The organism is Paenibacillus sp. FSL R5-0490 (genome assembly GCF_001956215.1).
Lineage (GTDB): Bacteria > Bacillota > Bacilli > Bacillales > Cytobacillaceae > Cytobacillus.
This window is the reverse complement of sequence record NZ_MRTQ01000008.1, coordinates 23,923-48,898: the sequence shown is the minus strand read 5'-3', so window position 1 is coordinate 48,898 and position 24,976 is coordinate 23,923. Positions and strand designations below refer to the sequence as shown.

At 44.5% G+C, this 24,976-nt stretch carries 23 protein-coding genes and 2 pseudogenes; 23 read left to right on the top strand and 2 right to left on the bottom strand.

Going from position 1 to position 24,976, the window contains the following annotated elements:
- The first annotated feature begins 169 nt into the window (after positions 1-169).
- From BK139_RS08140 to BK139_RS08045, 20 genes and pseudogenes are all read left to right on the top strand, one after another.
- The gene (locus BK139_RS08140) at positions 170-1,165 is read left to right on the top strand and encodes a tripartite tricarboxylate transporter substrate binding protein (RefSeq protein WP_076257853.1); all 996 of its coding nucleotides are present in this window, start codon (positions 170-172) and stop codon (positions 1,163-1,165) included.
- Positions 1,166-1,429: 264 nt separating this feature from the next.
- Positions 1,430-2,083, top strand: a complete 654-nt coding sequence (locus tag BK139_RS08135) for a GntR family transcriptional regulator (RefSeq protein WP_076257852.1) — start codon at positions 1,430-1,432, stop codon at positions 2,081-2,083.
- A 157-nt stretch (positions 2,084-2,240) separates the two neighbouring features.
- Entirely contained in the window at positions 2,241-3,461 is a 1,221-nt protein-coding gene (locus tag BK139_RS08130; protein ID WP_076257851.1) for a CaiB/BaiF CoA transferase family protein, read from the top strand.
- Positions 3,462-3,479: 18 nt separating this feature from the next.
- Entirely contained in the window at positions 3,480-4,301 is an 822-nt protein-coding gene (locus BK139_RS08125) for an enoyl-CoA hydratase-related protein (protein ID WP_076257850.1), read from the top strand.
- A gap of 57 nt (positions 4,302-4,358) precedes the next feature.
- The gene (locus BK139_RS08120) at positions 4,359-4,865 is read left to right on the top strand and encodes a tripartite tricarboxylate transporter TctB family protein (RefSeq protein WP_076257849.1); all 507 of its coding nucleotides are present in this window, start codon (positions 4,359-4,361) and stop codon (positions 4,863-4,865) included.
- 30 nt (positions 4,866-4,895) lie between these two features.
- On the top strand, positions 4,896-6,407 hold the full coding sequence (locus tag BK139_RS08115; protein WP_076257848.1) for a tripartite tricarboxylate transporter permease: 1,512 nt from the start codon (positions 4,896-4,898) through the stop codon (positions 6,405-6,407).
- A gap of 20 nt (positions 6,408-6,427) precedes the next feature.
- A complete protein-coding gene (locus BK139_RS08110; protein WP_076257847.1) occupies positions 6,428-6,967 on the top strand; it encodes a gamma carbonic anhydrase family protein in 540 nt (179 codons plus the stop codon).
- Between the two features lie 101 nt (positions 6,968-7,068).
- Positions 7,069-7,898 (top strand): annotated as a pseudogene (locus tag BK139_RS08105) (ABC transporter ATP-binding protein).
- A 77-nt stretch (positions 7,899-7,975) separates the two neighbouring features.
- Positions 7,976-8,962 (top strand): Gfo/Idh/MocA family protein, encoded by a 987-nt coding sequence (locus BK139_RS08100; protein ID WP_076257846.1) that lies wholly within the window; start codon positions 7,976-7,978, stop codon positions 8,960-8,962.
- A 323-nt stretch (positions 8,963-9,285) separates the two neighbouring features.
- A complete protein-coding gene (locus tag BK139_RS24315) occupies positions 9,286-9,399 on the top strand; it encodes a YezD family protein (protein WP_064503412.1) in 114 nt (37 codons plus the stop codon).
- A 102-nt stretch (positions 9,400-9,501) separates the two neighbouring features.
- Positions 9,502-10,218, top strand: a complete 717-nt coding sequence (locus BK139_RS08090) for a phosphoadenylyl-sulfate reductase (protein ID WP_076257845.1) — start codon at positions 9,502-9,504, stop codon at positions 10,216-10,218.
- Positions 10,219-10,233: 15 nt separating this feature from the next.
- Positions 10,234-11,298: a sulfate permease gene (locus tag BK139_RS08085; RefSeq protein ID WP_076257844.1), complete on the top strand. Its 1,065-nt coding sequence runs from the start codon at positions 10,234-10,236 to the stop codon at positions 11,296-11,298.
- 26 nt (positions 11,299-11,324) lie between these two features.
- Positions 11,325-12,470 (top strand): sulfate adenylyltransferase, encoded by a 1,146-nt coding sequence (gene sat / locus BK139_RS08080; RefSeq protein ID WP_076257843.1) that lies wholly within the window; start codon positions 11,325-11,327, stop codon positions 12,468-12,470.
- 12 nt (positions 12,471-12,482) lie between these two features.
- Entirely contained in the window at positions 12,483-13,082 is a 600-nt protein-coding gene (gene cysC, locus BK139_RS08075; protein WP_076257842.1) for an adenylyl-sulfate kinase, read from the top strand.
- Positions 13,083-13,242: 160 nt separating this feature from the next.
- A complete protein-coding gene (gene cobA, locus BK139_RS08070) occupies positions 13,243-14,019 on the top strand; it encodes a uroporphyrinogen-III C-methyltransferase (RefSeq protein ID WP_076257841.1) in 777 nt (258 codons plus the stop codon).
- Between the two features lie 33 nt (positions 14,020-14,052).
- Entirely contained in the window at positions 14,053-14,805 is a 753-nt protein-coding gene (locus BK139_RS08065) for a sirohydrochlorin chelatase (protein WP_076257840.1), read from the top strand.
- Positions 14,786-15,394 carry a precorrin-2 dehydrogenase/sirohydrochlorin ferrochelatase family protein gene (locus BK139_RS08060; protein WP_076257839.1) on the top strand — a complete coding sequence of 203 codons (609 nt, stop codon included), beginning with the start codon at positions 14,786-14,788 and terminating at the stop codon, positions 15,392-15,394. The genes BK139_RS08065 and BK139_RS08060 overlap by 20 nt, the downstream gene beginning before the upstream one ends.
- Before the next feature lie 103 nt (positions 15,395-15,497).
- A complete protein-coding gene (locus BK139_RS08055) occupies positions 15,498-16,598 on the top strand; it encodes a sugar diacid recognition domain-containing protein (RefSeq protein ID WP_076257838.1) in 1,101 nt (366 codons plus the stop codon).
- A 122-nt stretch (positions 16,599-16,720) separates the two neighbouring features.
- Positions 16,721-17,988, top strand: a pseudogene (locus tag BK139_RS08050) (GntP family permease).
- 18 nt (positions 17,989-18,006) lie between these two features.
- Positions 18,007-19,143 carry a glycerate kinase gene (locus BK139_RS08045; protein WP_076257837.1) on the top strand — a complete coding sequence of 379 codons (1,137 nt, stop codon included), beginning with the start codon at positions 18,007-18,009 and terminating at the stop codon, positions 19,141-19,143.
- 95 nt (positions 19,144-19,238) lie between these two features.
- On the opposite strand, the gene BK139_RS08040 is transcribed toward BK139_RS08045, so the two are convergent.
- Both BK139_RS08040 and BK139_RS23895 read right to left on the bottom strand, forming a co-directional pair.
- Positions 19,239-20,261 (bottom strand): DUF1646 family protein, encoded by a 1,023-nt coding sequence (locus BK139_RS08040; protein ID WP_076257994.1) that lies wholly within the window; start codon positions 20,259-20,261, stop codon positions 19,239-19,241.
- Positions 20,262-20,484: 223 nt separating this feature from the next.
- A complete protein-coding gene (locus BK139_RS23895; RefSeq protein WP_175609079.1) occupies positions 20,485-20,649 on the bottom strand; it encodes a hypothetical protein in 165 nt (54 codons plus the stop codon).
- 246 nt (positions 20,650-20,895) lie between these two features.
- Here BK139_RS23895 and BK139_RS08035 point away from each other — a divergent pair, with 246 nt between their 5' ends.
- From BK139_RS08035 to BK139_RS08025, 3 genes are all read left to right on the top strand, one after another.
- Positions 20,896-22,056, top strand: a complete 1,161-nt coding sequence (locus BK139_RS08035) for an MFS transporter (RefSeq protein WP_076257836.1) — start codon at positions 20,896-20,898, stop codon at positions 22,054-22,056.
- 212 nt (positions 22,057-22,268) lie between these two features.
- A complete protein-coding gene (locus BK139_RS08030) occupies positions 22,269-23,522 on the top strand; it encodes a methyl-accepting chemotaxis protein (protein WP_076257835.1) in 1,254 nt (417 codons plus the stop codon).
- Positions 23,523-23,613: 91 nt separating this feature from the next.
- Positions 23,614-24,921 (top strand): hypothetical protein, encoded by a 1,308-nt coding sequence (locus tag BK139_RS08025; RefSeq protein WP_076257834.1) that lies wholly within the window; start codon positions 23,614-23,616, stop codon positions 24,919-24,921.
- Positions 24,922-24,976 lie beyond the last annotated feature (55 nt).

Sequence of the window (24,976 nt, the reverse complement as noted above, 5' to 3'; positions counted from 1 at the left end):
CAAAAATTGCACTGAAGTTTAATGAAGCAATACATAAACATGGAGGTGAATAAACTGACCGAGGAATAAGTTCTTACCAGAGAAAGTAATTTAATTTGTTTTCAAGGGAATAATTACGCATCTAATTTACAGAAATTTAAAAATTTTCTTTATATGGGGGAAAATGAATATGAAATTAAAGAGGATTTCGTTTCTATCTCTTGCCATTGCATTGGTATTCCTTTTGCAGGCATGCAGTTCTTCACCTCAGGGTGCCAGCTCAGAGGAAAAGAAAAGCAGCGGCAATTATCCCGAGCGGCAGATTGAAATTATTGTTGGCTTTGGTGCGGGCGGGGGAAGTGACAATTTTGCAAGGGCCATTGCAAAAGAACTGAAAGACATTCTAGGGGTAAACATAAATGTTGTGAATATGCCTGGTGCCGCGGGAATCAATTCCGCTGACCATGTGGCCAGGCAGCCAGCTGACGGCTATACCATCTGGTCTGCAACGTCCAATCATCCTGTAAATATTGCAGCAGGTGTGGAAAAGAATGATTTGAGCAAATTAACATCTGTCGGAAGAGTCCAAAATGATACCATGACCCTTCAAGTAAAAAGCGATGGCAAGTTCAAAGATATTGATGATCTTATCGCACAGGCTAAGGAAAAACCCGGCGAGATTACCATTGGCGGTACAGGTTCAGCGGGGTTTGATGAACTGGTAGTCAAACAGTTTGAAAAAGCCACAGGAACAAAGTTTAATTATATCTCATTTGAAGGTTCCGGAGAGATGACAGCAGCACTGCTCGGGGGACATATTGATGTCATTGCAGAGGAGCCTGGCCCATCGATTGCCCAGCTGGAAAGCGGAGATATTAAAATGCTGATTGCTTTTACTGAAGAGAAAATGGAAGGCTTCGAGGACGTGCCAATTTCAGCTGAAATGGGGATAGATGTAACAGACGGCCAGGGCAGAGGCTTTATGGTCCACGCAGATACACCGCCGGAAATCATTTCAGCACTTGAAAAAGCCCTTGAAGAAGCGAAGGATCGTCCGGACTATAAAGAGTATGAAAAAGCCAATTACCTGCACCTTAGGGATGGGTGGCTGAACTCAGAAGAGTATAATGCAGAATTTGAGAAGCTTATCGACACCTACGGTTCTCTATTAAACGATATGAAATAACATAAGGCAAAAGGCAGGATATCTGCCTTTTGCCTCTCTGCCGGTTAATTGATGGATTTTAATAGATTTGCTCGATAGGCTGCTGTAGATTTTGTCGAAGGAAAACTGGTTTTGTCTAAACACGAGAACTTTTGTTCAGGTTATTGACTGCCATTCCAAATGGCAGATATGATCGCACTGTGTGCTGTATCCAGTATACAGCACACAGTATACAACAGCAGGAATTCATTTCTTTTGATAAACAAAGAAGGAGGATAGGCAAAAATGGTGCAAGCCCTGAAATTTACGCAGCCGCTTTATCAGCAAATCTATGACATTATAAAAAGTTCCATTTTGTCTGGTGAATTGATGCCGGGTGAGAAAATCAATGTTTCTCACCTGGCGAAAAAATACAATATCAGCCGGACCCCGCTGCGGGAGGCTCTCCGCCAGCTGCAAATAGAAGGATTGCTGGTTCAGGATCAGCTGGGGCTGACTATTGTAAGACTGGATGAAGCCGATTTTAAGGATCTATACGAAACCCGCATCATGCTTGAGCCTCAAATAATGGGACTTATTTTAAAAACGATTACAGATGAGAAGCTTGATGTCATAGAAAAAATCCTTGAAAGAGCAGAAGATGCCTTTACGGCAGGAAACCATCTTCATTTACTGGAATTGAATGCAAAATTTCATGATCGGCTCTTGGAAGCAAGCCCAAACAAGCGGGCAGTACACTTGCTGCAGCAGGTACGTTCATTTCTATTGCTTTACCGGGCCAATATATTAAAAAACAACGAGCATAATAGAGAAATTCTAAAGGAACATCGCCAAATCCTTCATGCTCTTAAAGCCCGGGACGACATAGCTGTCTATCAATCTGCAGAAAACCATCTGCGCAATGATCTGGAGCGAGGGACAAATATGATCCGTGAATAAAAAAGGGAGCATCTCCACTCGCCAAAATAGAAATGCTCTCTCGTCATAAAAAATCGATTTTATTATAACATGCACAATTTAGAAATGTATAGAAATGAACAGCTGCCGGTCACTTCGGGCTCACTTCCGACACAAATATTCAAATGGGGTGTTCTGGATGGGACCATTACAAGGAATGAAAGTCCTTGATGCATCGCAAATCATGGCGGGCCCGTACTGTACCATGGTCCTTGCTGATCTCGGTGCGGAAGTCATGAAAGTGGAGAAAGTGAACGGCGGAGACGATTCCCGCCAAATGGGGCCTTATGTGAATGGGGAATCCACTTGCTTTTTCCAAATTAACCGAAATAAAAAAAGCATTGCTTTAAATCTTAAAACTCAAGAAGGAAAAGAAGTCTTTTACAAGCTGGCTAAGGAAGCAGATGTGGTGGTGGAGAATTATCGTCCGGGTGTGACCAAATCACTTGGCATTGATTATGAAAGCCTGAAAGAGATTAATCCCGGCTTGGTTTATTGTTCGATATCAGGCTATGGGCAGACCGGTCCTTATTCCCATAAAGGCGGGTTCGACCTGGTAGCCCAAGGGATGACAGGCCTTATGAGCATGACCGGGGAAAAAGGAATGCGTCCGATGAAATCCGGCATTGCCGTTTATGACATTGGTGCAGGCATAACGGCAGCCTATTCGATTCTGGCAGCTTATATCCATAAAATGAAGACGGGGGAAGGCCAGCATGTGGATATTGCCCTCGCAGAAATCGGTCTTCCATGGTTTACGTGGGAGGCAGGAGCCTATTTTGCAGAAGGAACGATACCGGAGGCAACCGGCTGGCGGCACCGGGTGTCTGCTCCTTATCAGGCTGTAAAAACCAAATCAGGTTATATGATGCTCGGATGTGCCAATCAGAGAACTTGGGAAAGGTTTTGCACAGATGTTGCCGAAAGGCCTGATTGGATAAACGATCCCCGTTATAAAACGAATTTATTGAGAAACCAGCATGTGATTGACCTGGAAGAAGATATTGAAGAAGTACTTATGCAGCAGGATACGAATTATTGGATAGACCGCTGCGAAAAAGCGGGAGTGCCTGCGGGACCCATCAATAACTTTGCAGAGGCTGTTCAGGATCCGCACTATGAAGCGAGAGGCATGATTCAGGAAGTTGAACATCCTGTCATCGGAAAAATGAAAATGATTGGCATTCCCACAAAATTTTCTGAAACTCCTGGTGAGGTGAGAACCCCTTCACCACTGTTCGGACAGGACACGATTGAGGTATTAACGGGCCTCGGGTATGACGAAAAGTCCATCCGGAATTTAACAAAAGCCGGAGCTGTCAGAACTTTGGAAAATGATCCAATCCTGAATAAAAAATAGCAGAAAGGTCGGCGTGATATGTCTAAAAATCTCGAAGCATATAGCGGGGAAAAAACGTGCAGTGAGCCGGTTTATCTGAAGGTTGAAGGGGATATTGCCTTTATCTGCTTCAACCGGCCGGAAAAAAGGAACGCACTAAGTTATGACATTTGGTTAAGGATTCCACAGCTTGTGGATGAATGCGAACAAAACCCTAATGTAAAAGTGATTATTTTTAAAGGCACTGGTACAGCTGCCTTCTCGGCAGGAGCAGATATCAGCGAATTCAAATCCCTTAGGTATACAGCAGAAGGTGCTGAAAAATATAACAAAGCCACCATGATAGCGGAAAAAGCAATTATGGATGCATCAAAGCCAACGATTGCTATGATAAAGGGTTTTTGTGTTGGAGGCGGTTGTGAGATTGCCGTTGCCTGTGACTTCAGGTTCTCTGATGACAAAGGGAGGTTTGGCATAACTCCAGCTAAGCTTGGATTAGTATACAATACACCAGGGACCAAAAATCTGGCAGATCTGGTCGGACCGGCAAAGGCCAAGGATATTCTGTATACCGGAAGGCTGATGGATGCAGACGAGGCATACAGAATCGGTCTCATTGACCGGATCTATCCAACAGAGTCCATAAATGAGGAAACTCTCAAATATGCAGAATTAATTTGCCGAAATGCCCAGCTGTCGGTCCGCGGTTCCAAAAAAATCATTCACGAAGTGCTTGCCGGGGCAGTGGAAGATTCCCCTGAGACGGCCCAGATGGTGATTGACTCATTTATTTCAGAGGATTATAGAGAAGGAGTTCACTCATTTTTGGAGAAGCGCAAGCCTATTTTTAAGTACTCTTAAAGAAAATCTCCAGGAGGCTCATAGGCTCCTCTATAAAAATTTCAGGGGGAATGAGAGATGCAGCTGGAACGAAATCTTTCCATAATCATGATCGTCTTTTCGTCTTTTTTTCTGGTCATGTCACTCCAGATAGAAAATAGGACAGGAAATTTCATTTCAGCAGGAACATGGCCGGCAGCTTTAATGATCCTGATGCTAATTCTATCGGTTATCCTGCTGTTGAGGGCTTTGAAGGCGAAGAATGTTCAGAATATCAAGGGGGATGCCGGTGACTCAGCAGATACAGATAGCGAAGACCAGCTGGTTCATCCGAAAAAGTTCTTCCACTTGTTCGCGGTTCTTGCAATCTATACCTTTATTCTTGGTTATGTTGGTTTTATTATTGCGACGATTCTGGGGATTTTTGTTATGGCGCTTCTGTTTGGAATGAAAAGCTATATTCGGGCATTGCTGACAGGTATTCTGGCAACTGCAGGGTCTATTGTGCTGTTTCCCATTTTATTAAATTTGCCATTCCCGCGGGGAACCGGGATTTTTTATTCACTTAGCTTGCTGTTTTATTAATAGCCAACTTTAATAAAAGAGGTGAACGGAATGATAGAAGGACTTTTAGGCGGTTTTGGCAATCTTTTTGAGCCTTTTAATTTTTTCATTCTTATGGTCGGCGTCCTGCTTGGTTTCATTGGAGGAGGGATCCCGGGTATAAGCGGAACCATGCTGGTCATTATTCTTCTTCCTGTCAGTTATGCAATGGATCCGGCTGCGGCATTCCTGCTGCTGACTTCCATTTATGCCACGTCTGTTTTTTCAGGGTCCATAAGCGCTATTCTGTTTAGAACCCCAGGCACTCCGGAAGCGGTGGCAACCGTTTTCGACGGGTATCCCATGGCAAAGAAGGGGGAAGGGGGAAAAGCCCTCGGCATTTCCATCTTCAGTTCCGCAACAGGGGGTGTTTTTGGAACTCTGGTTTTAATCTTTCTGACACCTCTGCTCGCCTCTTTTGCTCTGAGTTTTTCGTCCCCGGAGTATTTTGCGCTGGCTCTAATGGGTCTGACGGTAGTAGCTTCCTTGAGCGCAGGCAATTTGGTCAAAGGATTTATTGGTGTTTCCTTCGGTTTGTTTATCGCCACGATAGGCATCGATACAATGACGGGTGTGCCAAGATTTACATTCGGATCAGGCCAGTTAATGTCGGGTATTGACTTCATTCCTGTTCTGATTGGATTATTCGCCATTTCAGAGGTGCTGCGCCGTGTCCAGCAGGTCCATAAGGTAAATACGAAGCAAAAGGTGAGATCTGAACTGCCTGACTGGAATGTGATGAAGCGTATTTCGGGTGTCATTGGCCGTTCATCGCTGTTAGGAGTATTTATAGGAATCCTTCCCGGTATTGGGGCAACGACTGCTGCCATGCTCAGCTACAGTGAAGCCGCCCGCTGGTCAAAAAAATCAAAAGAATTCGGAACAGGTATTCCTGAAGGAGTTGCTGCACCGGAATCCGCCAATAACGCAGCGGCGATGGGTGCCATGGTTCCACTCCTATCCCTGGGAATCCCGGGCAGTGCTACAACTGCCATTTTGCTCGGTGCCTTTATCCTGCATGGGATTCAGCCGGGGCCTTTAATGTTTACCACACAGGGTTCTTTAATTTATACCATCCTGATGGGACTTCTGGTTGCCAATTTGATGATATTACTTATTGCCAAACCGTTTATTTCGATCTTCTCAAAGATTTTGCTGGTACCATATACGGTTATTGGACCACTCATAATTCTCTTTTGTATAGTGGGTACATTCGCTGTCCGCAACTCCATATTTGATGTGGCTATGATGCTGGTATTCGGAATCATCGGCTATTATCTGGAGAATGCCAAATTCCCGCTGGCACCCATTGTTCTTGGCGTTGTGCTCGGTCCCATTGCGGAAGATCAGTTCAGACGGGCCATGCAAATGTCAAACAATGATATTTCTATTTTCTTCACAAGGCCGATTGCTTTAGCCTTCATCATTCTGTCGATCATCAGTATTTTGTACCCTTTCATTAATAAATGGATTAAAAAGCGCAGAAACCAGGGTGGCGGCACGGATCAGACCGTGGCTTCCTAAAAGGCGGAGGTGATGTGGAGATGATATTTAATTTTGAAGGACAGAATCCGGACGTGCATGAATCTGTCTATTTGGCACCTAACACCTATATCATCGGTAATGTGAAACTGGAGGCTGATGTATCCATCTGGTTCAATACTGTGCTGCGAGGTGACAATGATTCGATTAAAATCGGAAAAGGCACCAATGTACAGGAAGGAACGATGATTCACGTGGATGAAGGCTATCCGGTTACCATTGGACAGAATGTCACAATTGGCCATAATTGTGTGATCCACGGCTGCACCATTGAAGACGGTGCCCTGATCGGCATGGGGGCTATCATCCTGAATGGTGCTCATATAAAGGCAGGGGCGGTGATAGCGGCTGGAGCAGTCGTCGGGGAAAATAAAGTGATTGAAAATCACATGCTTGCAGCAGGCGTTCCAGCAAGAACGTTAAAGCCGGTAAAGGAGGAACTTCAGGACCGTATCCTTGCAGGAGCTGAATTTTATCGTAAGAATGCTGTGAAATTCCGCCGTGCCGGAATTCTCTCAGATCAGCAAAAACTGGATTATTAGAAAAAGAATGAGCTAAAGACAAAGGATTTCCGGCAGCTTCCGGGGAAGTCTATATTGTCTCTAGCTCTATTTATATTCAAAGAGAGAAGGAGGGTACAAAAATGAGTCATGGGGAATCAGGAAATATCATATCACTGGATAAGGTCAGCTGGAAAAGAAACGGGAAGCAGATATTGGACAGTGTTTCATGGAAGGTAAGTGAAGGAGAGCATTGGCCCTTTTAGGCTTGAATGGATCCGGAAAAACCACGATCCTGCAGATGATTACCGGCTACCTGTGGCCTAATGGCGGCCAGGTGTCCGTTTTAGGAAATCTTTATGGGAAGACCAATATTCCGGAGCTTCGAAAATCCATCGGCTGGGTAAGTACCTCGCTTGACGATAAGTTTCAATTTCGGCCGTCCGAATCCGCCCTTGAAATTGTTCTCAGCGGAAAGTTTGCGTCAATCGGTCTCTATCAGGAAATAACACAGCAGGACCTGGATCAGGCAAAGGACTTAATGAATCAGTTCAATATTAGCCATGTTCAGAATCAGACTCTCACATCCCTTTCACAGGGAGAGAAACGAAAGGCGATGATTGCAAGAGCGCTAATGGCTTCACCTCGGCTGCTGATTCTCGATGAACCATGCAATGGGCTGGATATCTATTCGAAGGAAGAATTACTGGGCTCTATTGAAAAAATGGCTGCACAGCCTGGCGGCCCCACGATTCTATATGTGACCCATCATATTGAAGAAATTGTTCCCTCCATCACCCACACCATGCTGCTGAAGGATGGGAAGGTCATCGCACAGGGGAGTAAGTGTCATACACTGACCGATCTGCTGCTTGAGGAAACATTTCGTGTACCAATCTCGGTAGAATGGGAAAACGGCCGTCCCTGGGTACGTGTAAAATCTTCGTCCAGGCTGGCGCATAGCCAATCATAATGGCAAATGATTGATTTTTGGGCAATTGTCCTTCATTATATTAAGATATCTTATACATACAAAATGGAGGAATGAAATTGGTTCGTTTCGGTATAGTAGGCACTAACTGGATTACAGAAAGATTTTTAAAAGCGGCACTGCAGGCTGAAGATTTTCAGCTGACAGCTGTTTATTCCCGCACTGAGGAAAAAGCAAAAGAATTTGCAGGCAAATATGGTGTGAAGAGGACTTTTACTGATTTACAGACGATGGCCGCAAGCGGCGAAATCGATGCCGTTTATATTGCAAGCCCGAATTCCCTGCATTCAGAGCAGGCTATTCTTTTTATGAAACACAAGGTTCATGTTTTATGCGAAAAGCCGATTGCCTCGAATACGAAGGAATTGCAGACGATGATCGCTGCAGCAAGGGAAAACAACGTTCTGCTTATGGAAGCCTTAAAGTCTGCATTAATGCCTAATTTTTTGGCCGTAAAAGAAAACCTTCATAAAATCGGACAAGCTCGCAGGTATTTTGCAAGCTTTTGCCAGTATTCTTCCCGCTATGATGCTTACAGGCAGGGAACGGTGCTGAATGCATTCAATCCCGAACTTTCGAATGGTTCATTAATGGACATTGGAATATACTGCATTTATCCGCTTGTGGCTTTATTCGGCAAACCGGAGGCAATTAAAGCTGCAGGCTATAAACTGGATTCAGGGGTCGATGGGGAAGGAAGCATGGTCCTTAAATATCCCGGCATGGATGCGGTGATTATGTTCAGCAAAATCACTAATTCAACCCTTCCTGCAGAAATCCAGGGAGAAGAAGGCAATATTGTGATAGATAAAATAAGTGCTCCTGAAAAAGTTACACTGCATTACCGCAACGGAGAAAGTGAAGATCTCACACAGGATCAATTAAGCGATTCGATGTATTACGAAGCGGTAGAATTCATAAAACTGATTCAGGCGGGCAAAACCGAATCTGAAGTGAACTCGTTTGCAAACTCTATGACTACAATGGAAATTCTGGATGAAGCACGCAGGCAAATGGGTGTAATTTATCCGGCTGACCAAAAATAAAAGGAAGGGATCGAACAATTGCTGTTCGGTCCTTTTTAGTTCTTTTTGCACTTAAAAAATAGGTATTTGAAAGACACCACTTATTCAGTAAGTGGTAAAACAAGCTGGCCACAATTCACGGTTTTCAGTGAAGAAAAGCCCATTTTTCAGATTTTTATAATTTTCTTTAAATAAGTTGTTGACAATTCCTATGGGTATGGTAGGATTAATCTCAACATCACAAAAAACAAACTAAAAAACGTATCCTTTCCTCAACAAAAAAAAGGAGGCGAGCCTCACTGAAACAGGCAGACTGGGAAGAGTTATCTGCTCATTTGAAGCAGATGCTTCAGAGCATTAAATTCGGATCGATCACGCTGGTCGTCCAGGATGGCAAGGTCATACAACTCGAGAAGAACGAAAAGGTTCGTCTTCAACCAAATAAGCGCGCTGACTAGACAAACTAGAGGCGGTTTTTCCAACTGAAGGATTTCTTCAGTCGGGAAGACTGCCTTTTTTGATTTTAAAAGATTTCTAGAATATGAAAGGAGTACTGCAAGATGAGCACTGCAGTAACATATGAAAATTGGAACCAAATCTCAGATTCATTCCTAATTGATGACAAATTAAAAGGCGCAGCCACTGTATTGAAATGGGCTTATGAGAATTATCCTGAAGATAAAATTGTCTATGCATCGAGCTTCGGGGCGGAAGCAATCGTGCTGATTGACCTCATTCAGGAAATCAAGCCAGATGCACATATTGTCTTTTTAGACACCGGTCTCCATTTCCCGGAAACCTATGAAGTGATTGATAAAATAGAAGCCCGTTTCCCAAGCCTCAGGATTGAGCGGAAAGAGCCCAGGCTGACACTCGACCAGCAGGCTGCAGAATACGGTTCGGCACTTTGGAAAAGGGAGCCTAATTCATGCTGCCAGATCCGTAAAGTGATTCCATTAAGAGAAGCGTTAACACCAAAGCAGGCCTGGATCTCCGGTCTTCGCCGGGAGCAGTCCCCGACAAGAGCGAATACTCAGTTCCTAAACAGGGATGAAAAATTCCGGAATATTAAAATTTGCCCGCTGATTCACTGGACATGGGATGAGGTCTGGGCCTACATCAGGGAAAAAGACCTGCCTTACAACACTTTGCATGACCATGGTTACCCAAGCATTGGCTGCTTTCCCTGTACACAGGCAGTCGATGAAAATGGCGATTCCCGTGCGGGCCGGTGGTCTGGCACAGGCAAAACTGAATGCGGCCTTCATACGAGCTAGAAGGAGGATGATACCATGCTTACGATCATAGCGGTCACAGTCGGTTTATTTTTCGCCATGAATATAGGGGCAAGCGGAGCAGCAGCATCCATGGGGATCGCGTATGGTTCAGGTGTCCTGAAAAACCGCATGTTAGCACTTATTCTTTGCGGCTTGGCCGTTTTCTTTGGAGCATGGCTTGGGGGAGGAGAAGTGGTAAAGACGATGGGGAGCGGTATTGTTCCTAAAGAGACCTTCACGGTTGCCATTGCGCTGATTGTGATTGCATCTGCAGCATTATCGCTGTTTCTGGCGAATGTATTCGGCATCCCGCTGTCTACCAGTGAGGTGACGGTCGGTTCTGTTGTTGGCGCCGGAATCGTCTACCAATCCGTATTTGCCGGAAAGCTTGCCTGGATCGTCACATTCTGGCTCCTTACTCCATTTGCCGCTTTTTTAATAGCCATAGGGGCAGCTGCTTTTTTAAAGAGAAACTTTATACAGAACCTGATTAAAAAGCCTAAGGCAACTCCGGTTTTAGCACTGCTCGTCATTTTCATGGGCGTGTTTGAAGCATTCTCCGCAGGCATGAATAATGTTGCCAATGCAGTCGGGCCGCTTGTTGGTGCCGGGATTATGAGCACAGGCAGCGGAATTTTCTGGGGAGGCCTGTTTGTCGCTTTAGGAGCCGTTCTGCTGGGAAAAAAAGTCCTTGAGACAAATGGCAAAAAGATTACCAAAATCCGTCTTGAAGAAGGCTGTGTCATCTCAGGAACAGGAGCCGGAATTGTTACGATTGCTTCCGTTTTTGGAATTCCTGTTCCTTTAACGCAAATTACCACTTCCTCCATTATTGGAATCGGATTTGTGAAGCAGGGACGGTCAGTCTTCAAGAAGGACATTGTCGTGCAGCTATTAGTCGTATGGGTCGTGTCACCGGTTTTATCGATGGTCCTATCTTATACACTCATCCAGCTGCTCATTGAACAAAATGTATATCCGGTGATTGCAATGGCCGGTGTCCTTATCTCCGTCTTCGGAGTGAAATTCTTAATGAATCAGGCACCAGCCAGTGTAAGGCCGATAACTGAAAAAAAGTAAATTTTAAAAAGAAAGGTTGATGAAAAATGGCTCTGCCGAAACCTCATGGAGGAAAATTAATTCAAAGCTACAATCCCAATTATGACCTGACAGGAATTGAAAAAGAAATCTTAATTGATGCCATCGCACTGAGTGATCTGGAACTTATAGGTGTTGGCTTATTCAGTCCTCTGACAGGTTTCCTAGCTAAAGCAGACTATGAATCTGTTGTTGAAAAAATGAGACTGGCAGACGGAACGATTTGGTCCATACCTGTTACACTCCCTGTTCAAGCGGAAAAAGCCAAAGAGCTTGCAGCCGGTGAAAAGTTTAAGCTGGTTCACGAAGGTGAAGTATACGGAGTCATCACGGTATCAGAATGGTATGAGCCGGACCTGAGCAAAGAGGCGCGTGAAGTCTACAAAACGGAGGAGCAGGCACATCCCGGTGTGAAAAGGCTTTTTGAACGCGGTCCGGTTTATGCTGCCGGAGAGGTTACGCTGATTAAAAAACCTGGCAAAGGTGTAGCAGAGGATGTATGGTTCGAGCCTAAAGAAACAAGGGCGCTGTTTGAAGAAAAAGGCTGGAAAACAGTGGTTGGCTTCCAGACAAGAAACCCGGTGCACAGAGCACACGAATATATTCAAAAAGCTGCGCTGGAAACGGTGGATGGACTGTTTTTGAATCCGCTTGTCGGCGAAACAAAATCAGATGATATTCCTGCAGATGTCCGTCTTAGGAGCTACCGGGTCCTTTTGGAAAATTACTATCCAAAAGAGCGCACACAGCTGGCTGTCTATCCAGCAGCCATGAGATATGCGGGGCCACGAGAAGCGATCTTCCATGCGATTGCAAGGAAAAACTTCGGCTGCACACACTTCATCGTTGGAAGAGACCATGCCGGTGTAGGCAATTATTATGGCACATATGATGCCCAGCATATTTTCAGCCATTTTACAGAAGAAGAGCTTGGCATCAAACCGCTGTTCTTTGAACACAGCTTCTACTGCAATAAGTGCGAAGGCATGGCATCTGATAAAACCTGCCCGCACAGCAAAGAAGACCGCGTCATTCTGTCCGGCACCAAGGTAAGGGAAATGCTCCGGAATGGGGAGCTGCCGCCATCCACTTTCAGCCGCAAAGAGGTTGTCGAGGTGTTAATAGAAGGCATGAGAGAAAAAGAAACGGTATAAGGGGCGGTTAAAATGACAAAGGCAACAAACATCACCTGGCATGATTCGGCGATTACGAAGGAAGACAGACGGGCACAGAACGGCCATGGAAGTGTGGTCCTCTGGTTTACCGGCCTATCAGGCTCAGGCAAATCAACGATTGCAAATGCAGTATCCCACGAGCTGTTCCGCCAGGGCATCAATGAATATGTCCTCGACGGCGACAATGTGAGACACGGCTTGAATAAAGACCTTGGCTTTTCAGAGGCAGACAGAAATGAAAACATCAGGCGCATTGGGGAAGTCGCGAAGCTGTTTGTGGACAGCGGAAAGATCGTTACAACAGCGTTCATTTCTCCTTTCCGGTCGGATAGAGAAACTGTCAGGGCGCTGTTTGAAGAAGGGGAATTTATTGAAGTCTTCATTGACTGTCCGCTCGAAGAATGCGAACGGCGGGATCCAAAGCAATTATACGCAAAAGCCAGACGCGGGGAAATTAAGGACTTTACAGGAATCGATTCCCCGTACGAGGCACCTGAAAGCCCTGAAATTACGGTCAGATCTGACCACTACACCGTAGAAGAAGCAGTCGGTCAGATAGTAGCCCATCTGCGGGAAAAGAATATTTTATAAGAACCGGGAGTCTCTTTTAATAGGAGACTCCTTTTCTGAAAAATAATTCCTACTATTTCACCCCGAAAAATGGTATTATAGAAAACAATTAGATTATCAGCCTAGGAAAAGCGTTAAAGTGCATATATTATAAGACATTACAGAAAGGGCGGGCATGAGTATGACGGGAATAGTTTTTTTAGTAGGTGCCGGACCGGGTGACCCGGACCTGATGACTGTTAAGGGAATGCGCTGCCTGCAGGAGGCAGATGTCGTTCTTTATGATCGTCTCGTTAACCGTGAACTATTAAATTATGCGAAAAAAGAAGCCCAGCTGGTGTATTGCGGCAAGCTCCCCAATCATCATGTGATGAAACAGGAAACCATTAATCATCTGCTCGTCAAATATGCGAAAAAAGGTCTTCAGGTCTGCCGGCTGAAAGGCGGAGATCCATTTGTATTCGGCAGAGGCGGGGAAGAGGCAGAAGAGTGTGCCAATCAGGATGTGCCATTTGAAATTGTGCCCGGAGTCACTGCAGGGATCGCGGCATCTGCTTATGCGGGGATTCCGGTCACACACCGGACCTTAAGCAAAAGTTTCGCATTTGTCACAGGACACCAGGCAGGAAACGAAGAAGCTGAGCACCAGTGGGCCCACCTGGCACATGCAGTCGACACGATTTGTGTTTATATGGGTGTGTCCCATTTGCCTAATATTGTGAAAAACCTTATTCAAAACGGGAAATCACCTCAAACACCGATTGCCCTCGTTCACTGGGGAACCCTTTCAGAGCAGCGGACCGTTACGGGCACGCTTGCTACTATTGAGAACAAAGTGAAAGAATCAAACATCACGAATCCAAGCATGATCGTCATTGGGAATGTTGTCGCCATGCACCATAAAATTAATTGGTTTGAAGAGGAAATTGCACCACATCTGCCTGCTGTGCAAGGATAAACGGCGGTTTTAAAAAAGGAGGGAGCCTAACGAATGAAAGCGATCCTATACATCGGCCATGGCACACGTTCCAAAAAAGGAGCTGCCGAAGCTAACCTTTTTATCGAAAGTGTTATGAAAAAAGTCGATGCTCCCATTCAAAAGCTTTGTTTTCTGGAATTAACTGAGCCTTATATTAAGGAAGGCTTTGAACACTGTGTCATGGAAGGAGCCACAGAAATTGTCATTGTGCCTCTATTTTTACTTGCAGCCGGACATATCAAGCAGGATATTCCTGAAGAACTTGCTCCTTTAATAGAAAAATATCATGGCATCATCGTAAAAATGGCGGACCCATTTGGAGTCCAGGACACTATTCTAGACGCCATTGCAGAGCTTGTTACAGCAGATGCCCAGCCAATATCTCCTTTAGATTCTGTTTTAATTGTGGGGAGAGGCAGCAGTGATCCTTCCATTCTTAGAGCTTTTGACTCTATCAAAAACGGAATCAGCGAACGCCTCCGTGTGACAGATGTGCAGGTCTGCTATTTGGCTGCAGCTGCTCCGTCCTTTCAGGATGGCCTTAACTCCATATGCCAAAAGGCAAGAGGCAATGTGATTGTCATCCCTTATCTATTATTCTCCGGGCTTCTGCTAAGTGAGGTAGTAAGAGAGGTAAATAAGAAAGTAAAGGCAGGATACTCTGTGAATCTTACTGATACGCTGGGGAAACATGCGGCAATTCAAAACCTGGTCGCTAAAAAAGCGAATGGAGAGGTGAATGAGAATGCAGCCGTTATTCATTGATCTAACCAACAAGAGAATCGTGATTGCTGGCGGAGGCAGAATTGCTTTTCGAAAGGCTAAAACACTAGATGGAGAAAATGCCCATATCACTTTTGTTGCTCCTGATTTTTCAGATGAGCTTCTTCATTTAGCTCATCAAAGAGGCTATAAACTCATACAGCGGGAAGCTTCCCCCGATGACTTTAAAAATGCTTTTTTATCTATTTTAGCCACAAATGAACGTGAAGCTAACCATGCACTTGCTAAATCGCTGAATTCAGGTCAGCTGGTTTGCGTGGTCGATGAAGCAGGAGAAGGAAATGTAATCTTCCCGGCAGCTGTAAGGCGCGGTCCTCTTCAAATCGCTGTCACCTCAAATGGTGCAAGCCCGAAGCTGACCCGGATGCTCAAAAAACAGCTGGAAGAACAATATGATGAAAGCTGGACAGGATATTCAGAATTTCTGGGAAAATGCCGTGATTATATTAAACAGATTTCTATCCCTCCATCGGAAAAAAATGAGCTGCTTGCCGAACTCCTGGATGACCGTTATCGCCTTTCAGAGGATGAGAGAGAACGCAAATGGACTTACCTGCAGTCATTAGCATAATCAACTTCTTAACCGTGTCCTGGCACACGGTTTTTTATTTTGTTTAATGTGCATATTCACTATGATACATTGTTAGTAATGAATCAGGAAGGCGGCGTGTAAGGTGCATTTTTTAACCTATGAACTCGCTCAGGAAATAGTAGAGCGCACGATGAAAATTCTTAACAAAAACATAAATGTTATGAATGAAGAAGGCATTATTATCGGATCAGGTGAAAAGGAAAGGATCAATCAGGTTCATGATGGCGCCCTGCTGGTCCTGGAAAAAGGCGAAAGTGTGGAAATTGATGAAAGAAGTGCCTCCGGGCTTAAAGGGGCTAAGCCTGGAATCAATCTGCCCATCCGTTTTCATAATGAAATTATTGGTGTAGTCGGCATTACAGGTGAGCCCCCACAAATTAGAAATTATGCCGAGCTTGTTAAAATGGCAGCGGAACTCGTGCTAGAACAGTCTTTTTTGCTGGAAAGAGTTCAGTGGAAGCAGAGGCTTCAAAGTGAAATTGTGAACATCCTCATTTCTGAAGAACCATTCAATGAAACGTGGTTAGAAGAGCGGGCAGGATTTCAGGGATATGACCTGAATATCCCGAGAACCGTGATTGTTCTCAAGCTGTACGAAGAACTTGGAACCATGAATCAAAAGCTGATCAATAACATCCAGTTTGAATTGGGGAAGCAGGATCTTACCGGGATTACCTTCAATAATGAAATTGTCATTTTAAAAGCAGGACAGCATTCAGAAAAAAATGCTGTTTTAAAGAGGATTGCCGATCTTTCAAGAAAGAAAGCGACAGTTGGAATGGGAAAGACATCGGTGCACATAAGCGGTTTGAAGTCCTCCTTTCGGCAGGCACAGCAGCTTGCTGTTCTTGGTCCAAGGCTTCAGCCTGATGATGACTATTACAGCTATGAAAACTATTGGCTCGAGGTGGAGTTATCCATGCTTGACCTGAAGGATGCAGACACACTCTCTTTCTATGACCGGCTTGTGGAGCAGGATAAAAAAGGGGAGCTGGCACATACTCTTGATGTTTTTATGAAAGAAGGAGGGGATCTTGGCAAAATAGCAGACCACTTATTTATCCACCGAAATACTCTGAGATACCGCCTGGATAAGATAACAGAAATAACTGGAAGAGACCCGCGGAATGTGAAGATGATGCTTGAACTATACGTAGCGAAATTAATCAAAACGCATGAATGATTGTGCATGTGCACAATCATAGTAATATTCTGACCGCTTCTTTTCATCAGCATACACAATGAAACATTTCTCGCAAACGCTTACAATGGATACATAAGCAAATCATCACGGGAGGGCTCATAATGGATGCAACTGTAAGCGCTTTAGGTGCGATCACAGCTTTAGTCATTGCCATACTATTAATCTTGAAAAAAGTTCCGCCTGCTTATGGAATGGTCGCAGGTGCTTTAATTGGCGGCTTAGTCGGCGGGCGGATATCACGAACACAGTGAATTTAATGATGGAAGGGGCTAAGGACATCATACCGGCGGTGCTCAGAATTCTGGCAGCCGGCATACTGGCCGGTGTCCTGATAGAATCTGGCGCCGCTTCATCCATTGCCGAAACAATAGTCAAAAAGTTCGGAGAAACCAGAGCGCTCCTTGCCTTAGCGGTGGCAACGATGATCCTGACAACGGTCGGTGTATTTGTTGATGTGGCAGTCATAACCGTATCACCAATCGCCCTGGCAATCGCGAAAAGAGCGAAACTGTCCAAAACAGCCATATTGCTGGCAATGATTGGCGGAGGGAAAGCAGGAAACATCATGTCCCCTAATCCGAATGCCATTGCTGCCTCAGATGCATTTGGTGTACCCCTTACATCGGTTATGGCGGCAGGGATCATCCCGGCCATATTTGGACTTGCTGTCACGTATTTTATTGCTAAAAAACTAGTAAATAAAGGTTCTTTGATCTCAGAAAGCGAAGTTGAAGCAAACAGTCATACAAAGCTGCCATTATTTTTTACGGCGATGATTGCGCCGCTCGTTACTATTATTCTTTTAGCGCTTCGCCCGATATTTGACATCAATATTGATCCAATGGTGGCACTTCCCGCTGGAGGAATCATTGGGGCCATAGCCATGAAAAAGACAAGAAAAATCAATGAGTACGCAATATCTGGTTTAAACAAGATGTCAGGCGTCGCCATCATGCTTCTTGGAACAGGGACCCTGGCTGGAATCATCGCAAACTCAAGCTTAAAAGATGTGATCATCAATGTGTTAACTTCATCAGGTCTTCCAGCGTATCTGCTGGCGCCTGTTTCAGGTATTTTCATGTCAGCTGCAACAGCATCCACTACAGCCGGCACTGCGGTGGCAAGCGGAGTCTTTGGCAGCACGATTTTAGGATTGGGAATCTCAGCTTTAGCAGGAGCAGCCATGATTCATGCTGGGGCTACAGTATTGGACCATTTGCCGCACGGAAGCTTTTTCCATGCAACCGCAGGAAGCGTTAATATGGATATGAAGGAACGTTTGAAGCTTATGCCATATGAATCGCTTATCGGTTTAACTCTTGCCGTTATTTCAACTCTGATATTTGGAGTCTTTCAGCTTTTTGGCTAAAGAAGGGGGAGATCAGTTATGAAAATAGTTATTGCGCCCGATTCATTTAAAGAGAGTTTATCGGCACTTGAGGCAGCGAATGCCATTGAGCGAGGGTTTAAATCGATTTTTCCCGATGCCCAATACAAAAAAATGCCGATGGCTGACGGAGGAGAGGGAACGGTCCAATCGCTTGTAGATGCAACATACGGAAGAATGATTGAGCGTACTGTCACGGGTCCGATGGGAGAACCGGTACAGGCATTCTTTGGCTTAATGGGGGATGGTAAGACAGCTGTCATTGAGATGGCCGCTGCATCCGGCTTGCATCTGGTTCCTCCAGAAAAACGAAATCCCTTGCTGACGTCAACGCGGGGAACAGGGGAATTAATCGCTGCCGCAATGGACACAGGAGTTCAGCATATCATAATTGGTATCGGCGGAAGTGCGACAAATGATGCCGGAGCCGGAATGATACAAGCATTGGGCGGAAAACTTCTTGATAAAACCGGCAGCGAAATCGGCCCGGGCGGAGGGGCGCTTGCACAGCTTGCAGCCATTGACATTTCAGAGCTTGATTCCAGGCTGCGGAATGTCCATATCGAAGCAGCCTGTGACGTTGATAACCCATTAACTGGTCCAAGAGGCGCATCTGCTGTCTTTGGCCCGCAAAAAGGGGCGACACCTGAGATGGTACAGCTGCTGGACCGGAATCTGGGCCATTTTGCAGATATTGTTGAACATGAACTCGGCAAATCGTTCCGCGATACAGAGGGGGCTGGAGCGGCAGGAGGACTAGGCGGAAGTCTCCTCGCTTTCTTAAATGCTGACTTAAAAAGAGGAATTGATATTGTCCTTGACGCGGTGAAATTTGAGGAAGAAGTAAAAGGGGCTGACCTTGTCATTACTGGCGAAGGCAGGATTGACAGCCAGACGATTTATGGAAAAACGCCAATTGGGGTGGCAAAAGCGTCAAAAAAGCACGGAATACCAGTAATCGGTCTTGCAGGCTCCTTATCAGACGACAGCCATATCATCCATGAACATGGTATTGATGCGCTTTTCAGCATAGTTCCTGGCGTGATAACCCTTCCGGATGCCTTTGAGAAAGCAGCACTTTATATGGAAAGAACAGCGAGAAACATAGCGGCCATTATGAAAATCAATAGAATATGAAAACTGGAAGCTGTGAGATACAGCTTCTTTTAAGTAGAGAATAATAATGTTATGTAAACAAAAAGATAAATAAAAAAGGACTGCACGCAGCCCTTTCAATTCCCGCTGAATAAAATAAGCATAAAATATCCAATCATCGTGACCAATCCAAAAGGCACTCCGAATACGGCCCACTCTTTACTCGTAATCTGCAGTTTACCGGCAGCAATGATATTGGGAATATTCCCGGGGATCAGCATTCCGCCGCTGATCAGGAGTCCAAGAAGAATAGATTGAACAGTAAAATGATCCATGGATGGGCTGATTTCAGCCGCGGCAAGGGTGGCATTGTCCAGGACAGCAGAAATCATATTGATCCAATATAACAATAGCGGATTTAAACCGATTAAAAAATGATTGATCAGCGGTTCAAAACCGGCCCCAAGCATTGTAAGACCCATGACAAAAAAATAAATCTTCAATGCCCTGACAAAGATTTCTTCATAGTTTTCACTGGCAGGCTTCTTGGTAAAGGAAGCTTTGCCGGAACTAGGCGGTTTAACAGCTATCGCTGCCATGATGCCGAAAAACACGAGGGCAATGATAATTTGCGGTCCAACCAATTCCATCAAAAAGAAAAAGTCTTCTTTCATTTTACTGATTGCAATAGTGGAAAGCGGTTCACCGATTGGTGTCAATGCAGCGCCAAGGCCAATCGAGAAGCAGGCGAGCACTGTCAGCCTGACTTCTGAGGTTCTATCAAGCCTTAAGGCACTAATAATTAACACAAGAACCAGTGCAGCGATAATAGCGGTAATAACACTTGAAATTAATCCCAGGAAAATGACAATCAATGCTGCAAATAACCGAAACGGCATACGCCGGCTTACTGAAAGGATGCTTTTTTCCAGATTTGCCTGAAACCATTTAAACAAGAGGCCCGCAATAAAGACAGCGAGCGTAATTTTTACAGGTTCCTGTGCGGCTTGTACAAAAAGAGCGCTGTTTAGAACTCCGCTTGCGAGCGCTGCTGAAAGCCCCATTACAAATAAAAACATCTCCAGATTTTTTTCCACAAACTCAGATAGAAAAGGCATGACAAGAACAATGATGAAAATAACCACTAATAAATAAATCATAATCCTGCTCCATTTGGTTATTTTCCCAGCTAAAATCACAAGGAATATTACATGCATATGCATACTCCCGGACAAACTTGCCATAAAGTGAAACTTCAATCAGCGGGGAGTGCTTTTCTCCCCGCTGATTGTTAGTTGAACCAATCGGGCCTTTACGGGCAGTTGGATCCCCCGTTAGACTGCGATAAAAAAATCCCTGCTGGAGACCCGCAGGGATTGTCGCTTAATTATAGTCGTTTAAAACGGTTCCAGTCAGATCGAATTCAGGTTCCATGCTTTTGATGGCATTTGTGTCAATAGGAGTTGTACCGGCCAGCTGTATTTCTTCTATCTCAGGTGGGGTCAGAGGGGATAAAGTATGACCTTTCTTTGCTTGATTGTCCAACAAATGAATCAACTCCTTTACAGTATTTGTTAGTACATTCCTAATTTACTGTTATATTCAAACATGTAAATTATGGAAGTTGTCCTAGGGAGGTATTTTTATTTTTTCCCAATAAATGATTTTTATTAAAATAAAGGCACTTTTTATTTTTAGATTATTCTATCCTTTGAGCTTGCACGATCAGATGTGTTAAGATGTTATTTTATTGAAATGAAGATAATCGCTAGGATAATAGAGAGGAAGTTCAGCTTGGATAAACGCATCTATTTATTGGCAATCATATCATTTGTCGTTGGAATGGTGGAATTAATTATAGGCGGACTGCTGGATCTTGTCGCTTCAGATCTGGGTGTCAGCCTGGGGCAGGCAGGTCTGTTGATTACAGTATTTTCTCTTGCCTTTGCCATCTCAGCGCCTGTCCTGCTCACGATGACAGTTAAAATGGAACGCAGCCGTTTAATGATGATATCATTGGCTGTATTTTTGGCTGGGAACATTGTGGCTGTATTCAGCCCATTTTACGGTGTTTTATTAGTCGGCCGAATTCTTTCGGCAGCAAGCGGCTCACTGCTCATTGCCTTGTGCATGACAATGGCATCATACATCGTTTCAGAAGAATATCGTGCACGTGCGATTGGCATCGTCTTTATGGGAATCAGTGCATCCCTTGTACTTGGTGTTCCCATTGGATTAATGCTTGGAAATGCTTTTGGCTGGCGGGCTCCCTTTGTACTGATTTCAGTACTTACACTCTTATCAATGGCAGGGGTTTACTTCTTTCTTGGAAAGGTTGCTCCAAAGCCGGCTGTACCGATTGGCGTACAGCTTAAAACGCTGAAAAGCAGGAAAATAGCGCTCATACAGATAACATCCTTTTTACTAATGACAGGCCACTTAGCTTTTTACGGATACCTGACACCTTTCCTGAAGATGAATATGGGTCTTGATGGAAACTGGGTCAGTATGGTCTACCTGATTTTCGGGATTGCGGCGGTAATCGGTGGCGGCCTTGGCGGCCATCTGGCAGACCGTTTTGGTGCAAAATCGGTTATTTTAACGCTTGTGGCCATGTTCGGAATTACACTTTTTGCATTGCCTTTTGCAGCTTTTTCCCTGACGGTATTCCTTTTCACAGTAGTCATTTGGAGTATGCTCAGCTGGGCGATAACACCTGCCATACACAGCTACTTAATTGAAGTAACACCGGAAACTTCGGATATTCAGCAGACATTGAACAATTCAGCAGTTCACATGGGAATGGCATTCGGCAGCATGATCGGCGGCATCATGATTGAGACAACCTCCGTTGAATACAACGCAGCTGCAGGAAGTATTTTTATCATTATTGCTCTTGGCACAGCAGCTCTTTCCATGGCGAAAAAAAAGACAAGGACTGCTGCCGCAGAATAATCTGGTTGAAATGCCGGCTTCTTTGGAGGCTGGCATTTTTTATAGCGAAAAATGACAAACTATTTCAATTATTTAAAAATAATTCTACAAAATATATTGATATATCTTCCTTTTATCAACTATAATCAAATTGTCTATTGGCAGAACATGATAATATAGGAGGAATTTGGAATTTATTTTATTGAAATAATAATAATAAAGGGGTCTGTTTTATGAGCCAGCTTAGCTATATTCTCCGTACTTTAATCGTCATTATTCCTACTGTATTGATCATCAGCATTGCAGTATGTGTTGGTAATGGGCTTAAAGGCAGTGCTTTTTGGACGACCATCGGGTTTATTGTCATCCTTGGAACACTCGCGGGAATATTATCCGCATTTATTAATTACCGCAAGTTTATAGCACCTATCAGTAAAATCAATGCGTATATTGAAGAACTTGCAGAAGGAAACATGTCCACAAGACTGGACGAGAAATCAGTTGGCCAGCTTGGTTCCATTGCTGCAGCATTGAATCATACCGCCTCCGCCTGGCAGGAGGTGCTCAATAAAGTGGTTCTCGCTTCGGACGAAGTCAAACAATATGCCCAGCAGCTATCATCAGGCGCCCAGCAGACAAATATGGCCACAAGTCACATTGCTGAGGTGATAGAAGAGATTGCTGCAGGGGCAGACAATCAGGTCAACGGTGTAGGAACGGCCTCAAATGTGATTATGCAGATGTCTGAAACACTGACACAGGTGGCGGCAAATTCAGAACAGGTTACACAGCAAATCAATGATTCCCTGGAAAAAGCTAATCATGGTGATGCATCCATTTCAACAGCAGGCTGCCAGATGAATTCCATTCATGTGAATGTACAGGACTTATCCAAGGTGGTAAAAGGTCTTGGCCAGCGTTCACAGGAGATCGGAAAGATTATCGAAGTGATTACCGGCATTGCTGCTCAAACGAATCTTCTGGCATTGAATGCTGCCATCGAAGCGGCCCGGGCTGGAGAACAGGGCAAGGGCTTTGCGGTTGTAGCGAACGAGGTCCGAAATCTCGCTGAAAAATCGGCAGAATCCACCCTGCAAATCAGCCAGCTGATCTCTAAAATCCAGGAAGAAACCCACCAGGTTGTGCAAACCATGGATACGGTCAATCATGAAGTAACAGAAGGCATGGAAGTCATGAAGGGTGCAGGGGATTCCTTCAAACAAATCCGTCAGTCTGTCAGCATGGTGACCAATCAAATGCAGGAAGTCGCTTCAGCCATTCAGCAAATGTCTGCCGGTTCCCGGCTAATGGTCCAGTCCATGGATGAGATCACCCATGTGGCAAATGAATCCGCCATGGCGACGCAAAGTGTACTGGCATCAACCGAAGAACAAGCTGCATCCATGGAGGAAATATCCCTATCCGCAGACCACCTGACGGGCATGGCGGAAGATTTGAAAGGGTTGATCAGCAGGTTTAAGTTATAGAGTTTAGGTCTAGGAACCTAGACTCTTTTTTATTTACACGCTCCATTTTTATGCTATTCTATCATCATAGAAAGCATTAAGAGGTGAACAGATGTATCACATCGGCGTAGTTGGCCCGGAGCAGTCTGTGGAAAGAATCCTGGATGTGGCCCAAGAGTTTGAAAAGGAATTAAGGTTTCATCCTTTTACTTATCAAAAAGCAGTGGAAACAAAAAAAATTGTGATGGAACATAAAAATCAGGTGGATGCCTGGCTTTTTTCCGGACCGATTCCCTACTCAATTGCCAAAGGGGTTTTGGGCGATGATCAGAGCCTGCACGGTGTTTTATTTTTAGAAACGGGGCTATATAAATCGTTCCTTAACTTGCTATTGCAAAACAGAAATTTAACAAAGCTGTCTGTCGACCTTCCGGAAGGTGCGAACATTAGTGATGAGGCCTTATCACAGCTTGAGGTACAGGAAAGTAACCTTGAAATAAAAACCTTTCAGCCAGATATTGATGAGGATGATATATACCAGTATCACTATAAACTTTGGAAGAATGGCAAAACAGATGGCGTCCTGACTTGCTATCCTTCTGTACAGGACCGGTTAGCTGAACATGGAATTCCTGTTTCCTGGATTACGACAACCCGCCTTGAAACGAAACAGACATTGCTTTCTCTTTCTGAAAAAGCAAAAGCGCATTATTATCAGAACACACAAGTGGCTGTTTGCTTCATCGAAACGGAACATCCGGAATTGGAAAAAGAAGAACTACTGTATAATATGCAATGGACTGAGCTGAAAATGGACGAAATCCTGCTTCGGGCAAGCAGGAGTATGAATGGTTCTTTTCATAAAACCGGCAGCGGCGATTATATGATTTTCAGTTCGCGCGGTGAAGTATATGAACACTTAAATAATCTTCATATAGCCATAGAAAAGATTCAATCCGATTTAAACCGTCCGATTGCAGCAGGGATTGGCTTTGGGGATTCGGTCCTGAAAGCGGAGTTTAATGCGAGAAAAGCCGTTCAGCGCTCAAAGTCCTCCAAGCATGAAAAAATAATCTTAATTGATGAACATGGAGTAGTGGAGGAGTACCGTCACGAACAGCTCAATGTTTCCTATATCAGTGAAAGCACAGAGCCGGAGCTTGTAAAAAAACTGGGTGAATATCACATTAGTGTTCAGCTCTTTAACAAAATTAAAAGCTATATTGAACGTAAAAACTGGAATACTTTTACCTCCAGGGACATCGCGCTCGAGCTGGGCATGAGTAACCGCAACTCACAGCGGATCCTTCAGGGACTGCGCAAAGCTGGCCTCATTGTAGAAATAGGTGAGACCAAAAGCCATGATAAAGGCAGACCGATGAAATTATATTGTTTTAAACAGGAAAACAGCCATAAATAATGTGCTGTTTTTTTATTTGAAAAAAATATGAATGAATATTTATTGAAAAATTTCT

Coding starts and splice junctions, on each gene's coding strand:
- BK139_RS08140 (WP_076257853.1), top strand. CDS start 170: ATGAAATTAAAGAGGATTTCGTTTCTATCTCTTGCCATTGCATTGGTA.
- BK139_RS08135 (WP_076257852.1), top strand. CDS start 1,430: ATGGTGCAAGCCCTGAAATTTACGCAGCCGCTTTATCAGCAAATCTAT.
- BK139_RS08130 (WP_076257851.1), top strand. CDS start 2,241: ATGGGACCATTACAAGGAATGAAAGTCCTTGATGCATCGCAAATCATG.
- BK139_RS08125 (WP_076257850.1), top strand. CDS start 3,480: ATGTCTAAAAATCTCGAAGCATATAGCGGGGAAAAAACGTGCAGTGAG.
- BK139_RS08120 (WP_076257849.1), top strand. CDS start 4,359: ATGCAGCTGGAACGAAATCTTTCCATAATCATGATCGTCTTTTCGTCT.
- BK139_RS08115 (WP_076257848.1), top strand. CDS start 4,896: ATGATAGAAGGACTTTTAGGCGGTTTTGGCAATCTTTTTGAGCCTTTT.
- BK139_RS08110 (WP_076257847.1), top strand. CDS start 6,428: ATGATATTTAATTTTGAAGGACAGAATCCGGACGTGCATGAATCTGTC.
- BK139_RS24315 (WP_064503412.1), top strand. CDS start 9,286: ATGCTTCAGAGCATTAAATTCGGATCGATCACGCTGGTCGTCCAGGAT.
- BK139_RS08090 (WP_076257845.1), top strand. CDS start 9,502: ATGAGCACTGCAGTAACATATGAAAATTGGAACCAAATCTCAGATTCA.
- BK139_RS08085 (WP_076257844.1), top strand. CDS start 10,234: ATGCTTACGATCATAGCGGTCACAGTCGGTTTATTTTTCGCCATGAAT.
- sat (WP_076257843.1), top strand. CDS start 11,325: ATGGCTCTGCCGAAACCTCATGGAGGAAAATTAATTCAAAGCTACAAT.
- cysC (WP_076257842.1), top strand. CDS start 12,483: ATGACAAAGGCAACAAACATCACCTGGCATGATTCGGCGATTACGAAG.
- cobA (WP_076257841.1), top strand. CDS start 13,243: ATGACGGGAATAGTTTTTTTAGTAGGTGCCGGACCGGGTGACCCGGAC.
- BK139_RS08065 (WP_076257840.1), top strand. CDS start 14,053: ATGAAAGCGATCCTATACATCGGCCATGGCACACGTTCCAAAAAAGGA.
- BK139_RS08060 (WP_076257839.1), top strand. CDS start 14,786: ATGCAGCCGTTATTCATTGATCTAACCAACAAGAGAATCGTGATTGCT.
- BK139_RS08045 (WP_076257837.1), top strand. CDS start 18,007: ATGAAAATAGTTATTGCGCCCGATTCATTTAAAGAGAGTTTATCGGCA.
- BK139_RS08040 (WP_076257994.1), bottom strand. CDS start 20,261: ATGATTTATTTATTAGTGGTTATTTTCATCATTGTTCTTGTCATGCCT.
- BK139_RS08030 (WP_076257835.1), top strand. CDS start 22,269: ATGAGCCAGCTTAGCTATATTCTCCGTACTTTAATCGTCATTATTCCT.
- BK139_RS08025 (WP_076257834.1), top strand. CDS start 23,614: ATGTATCACATCGGCGTAGTTGGCCCGGAGCAGTCTGTGGAAAGAATC.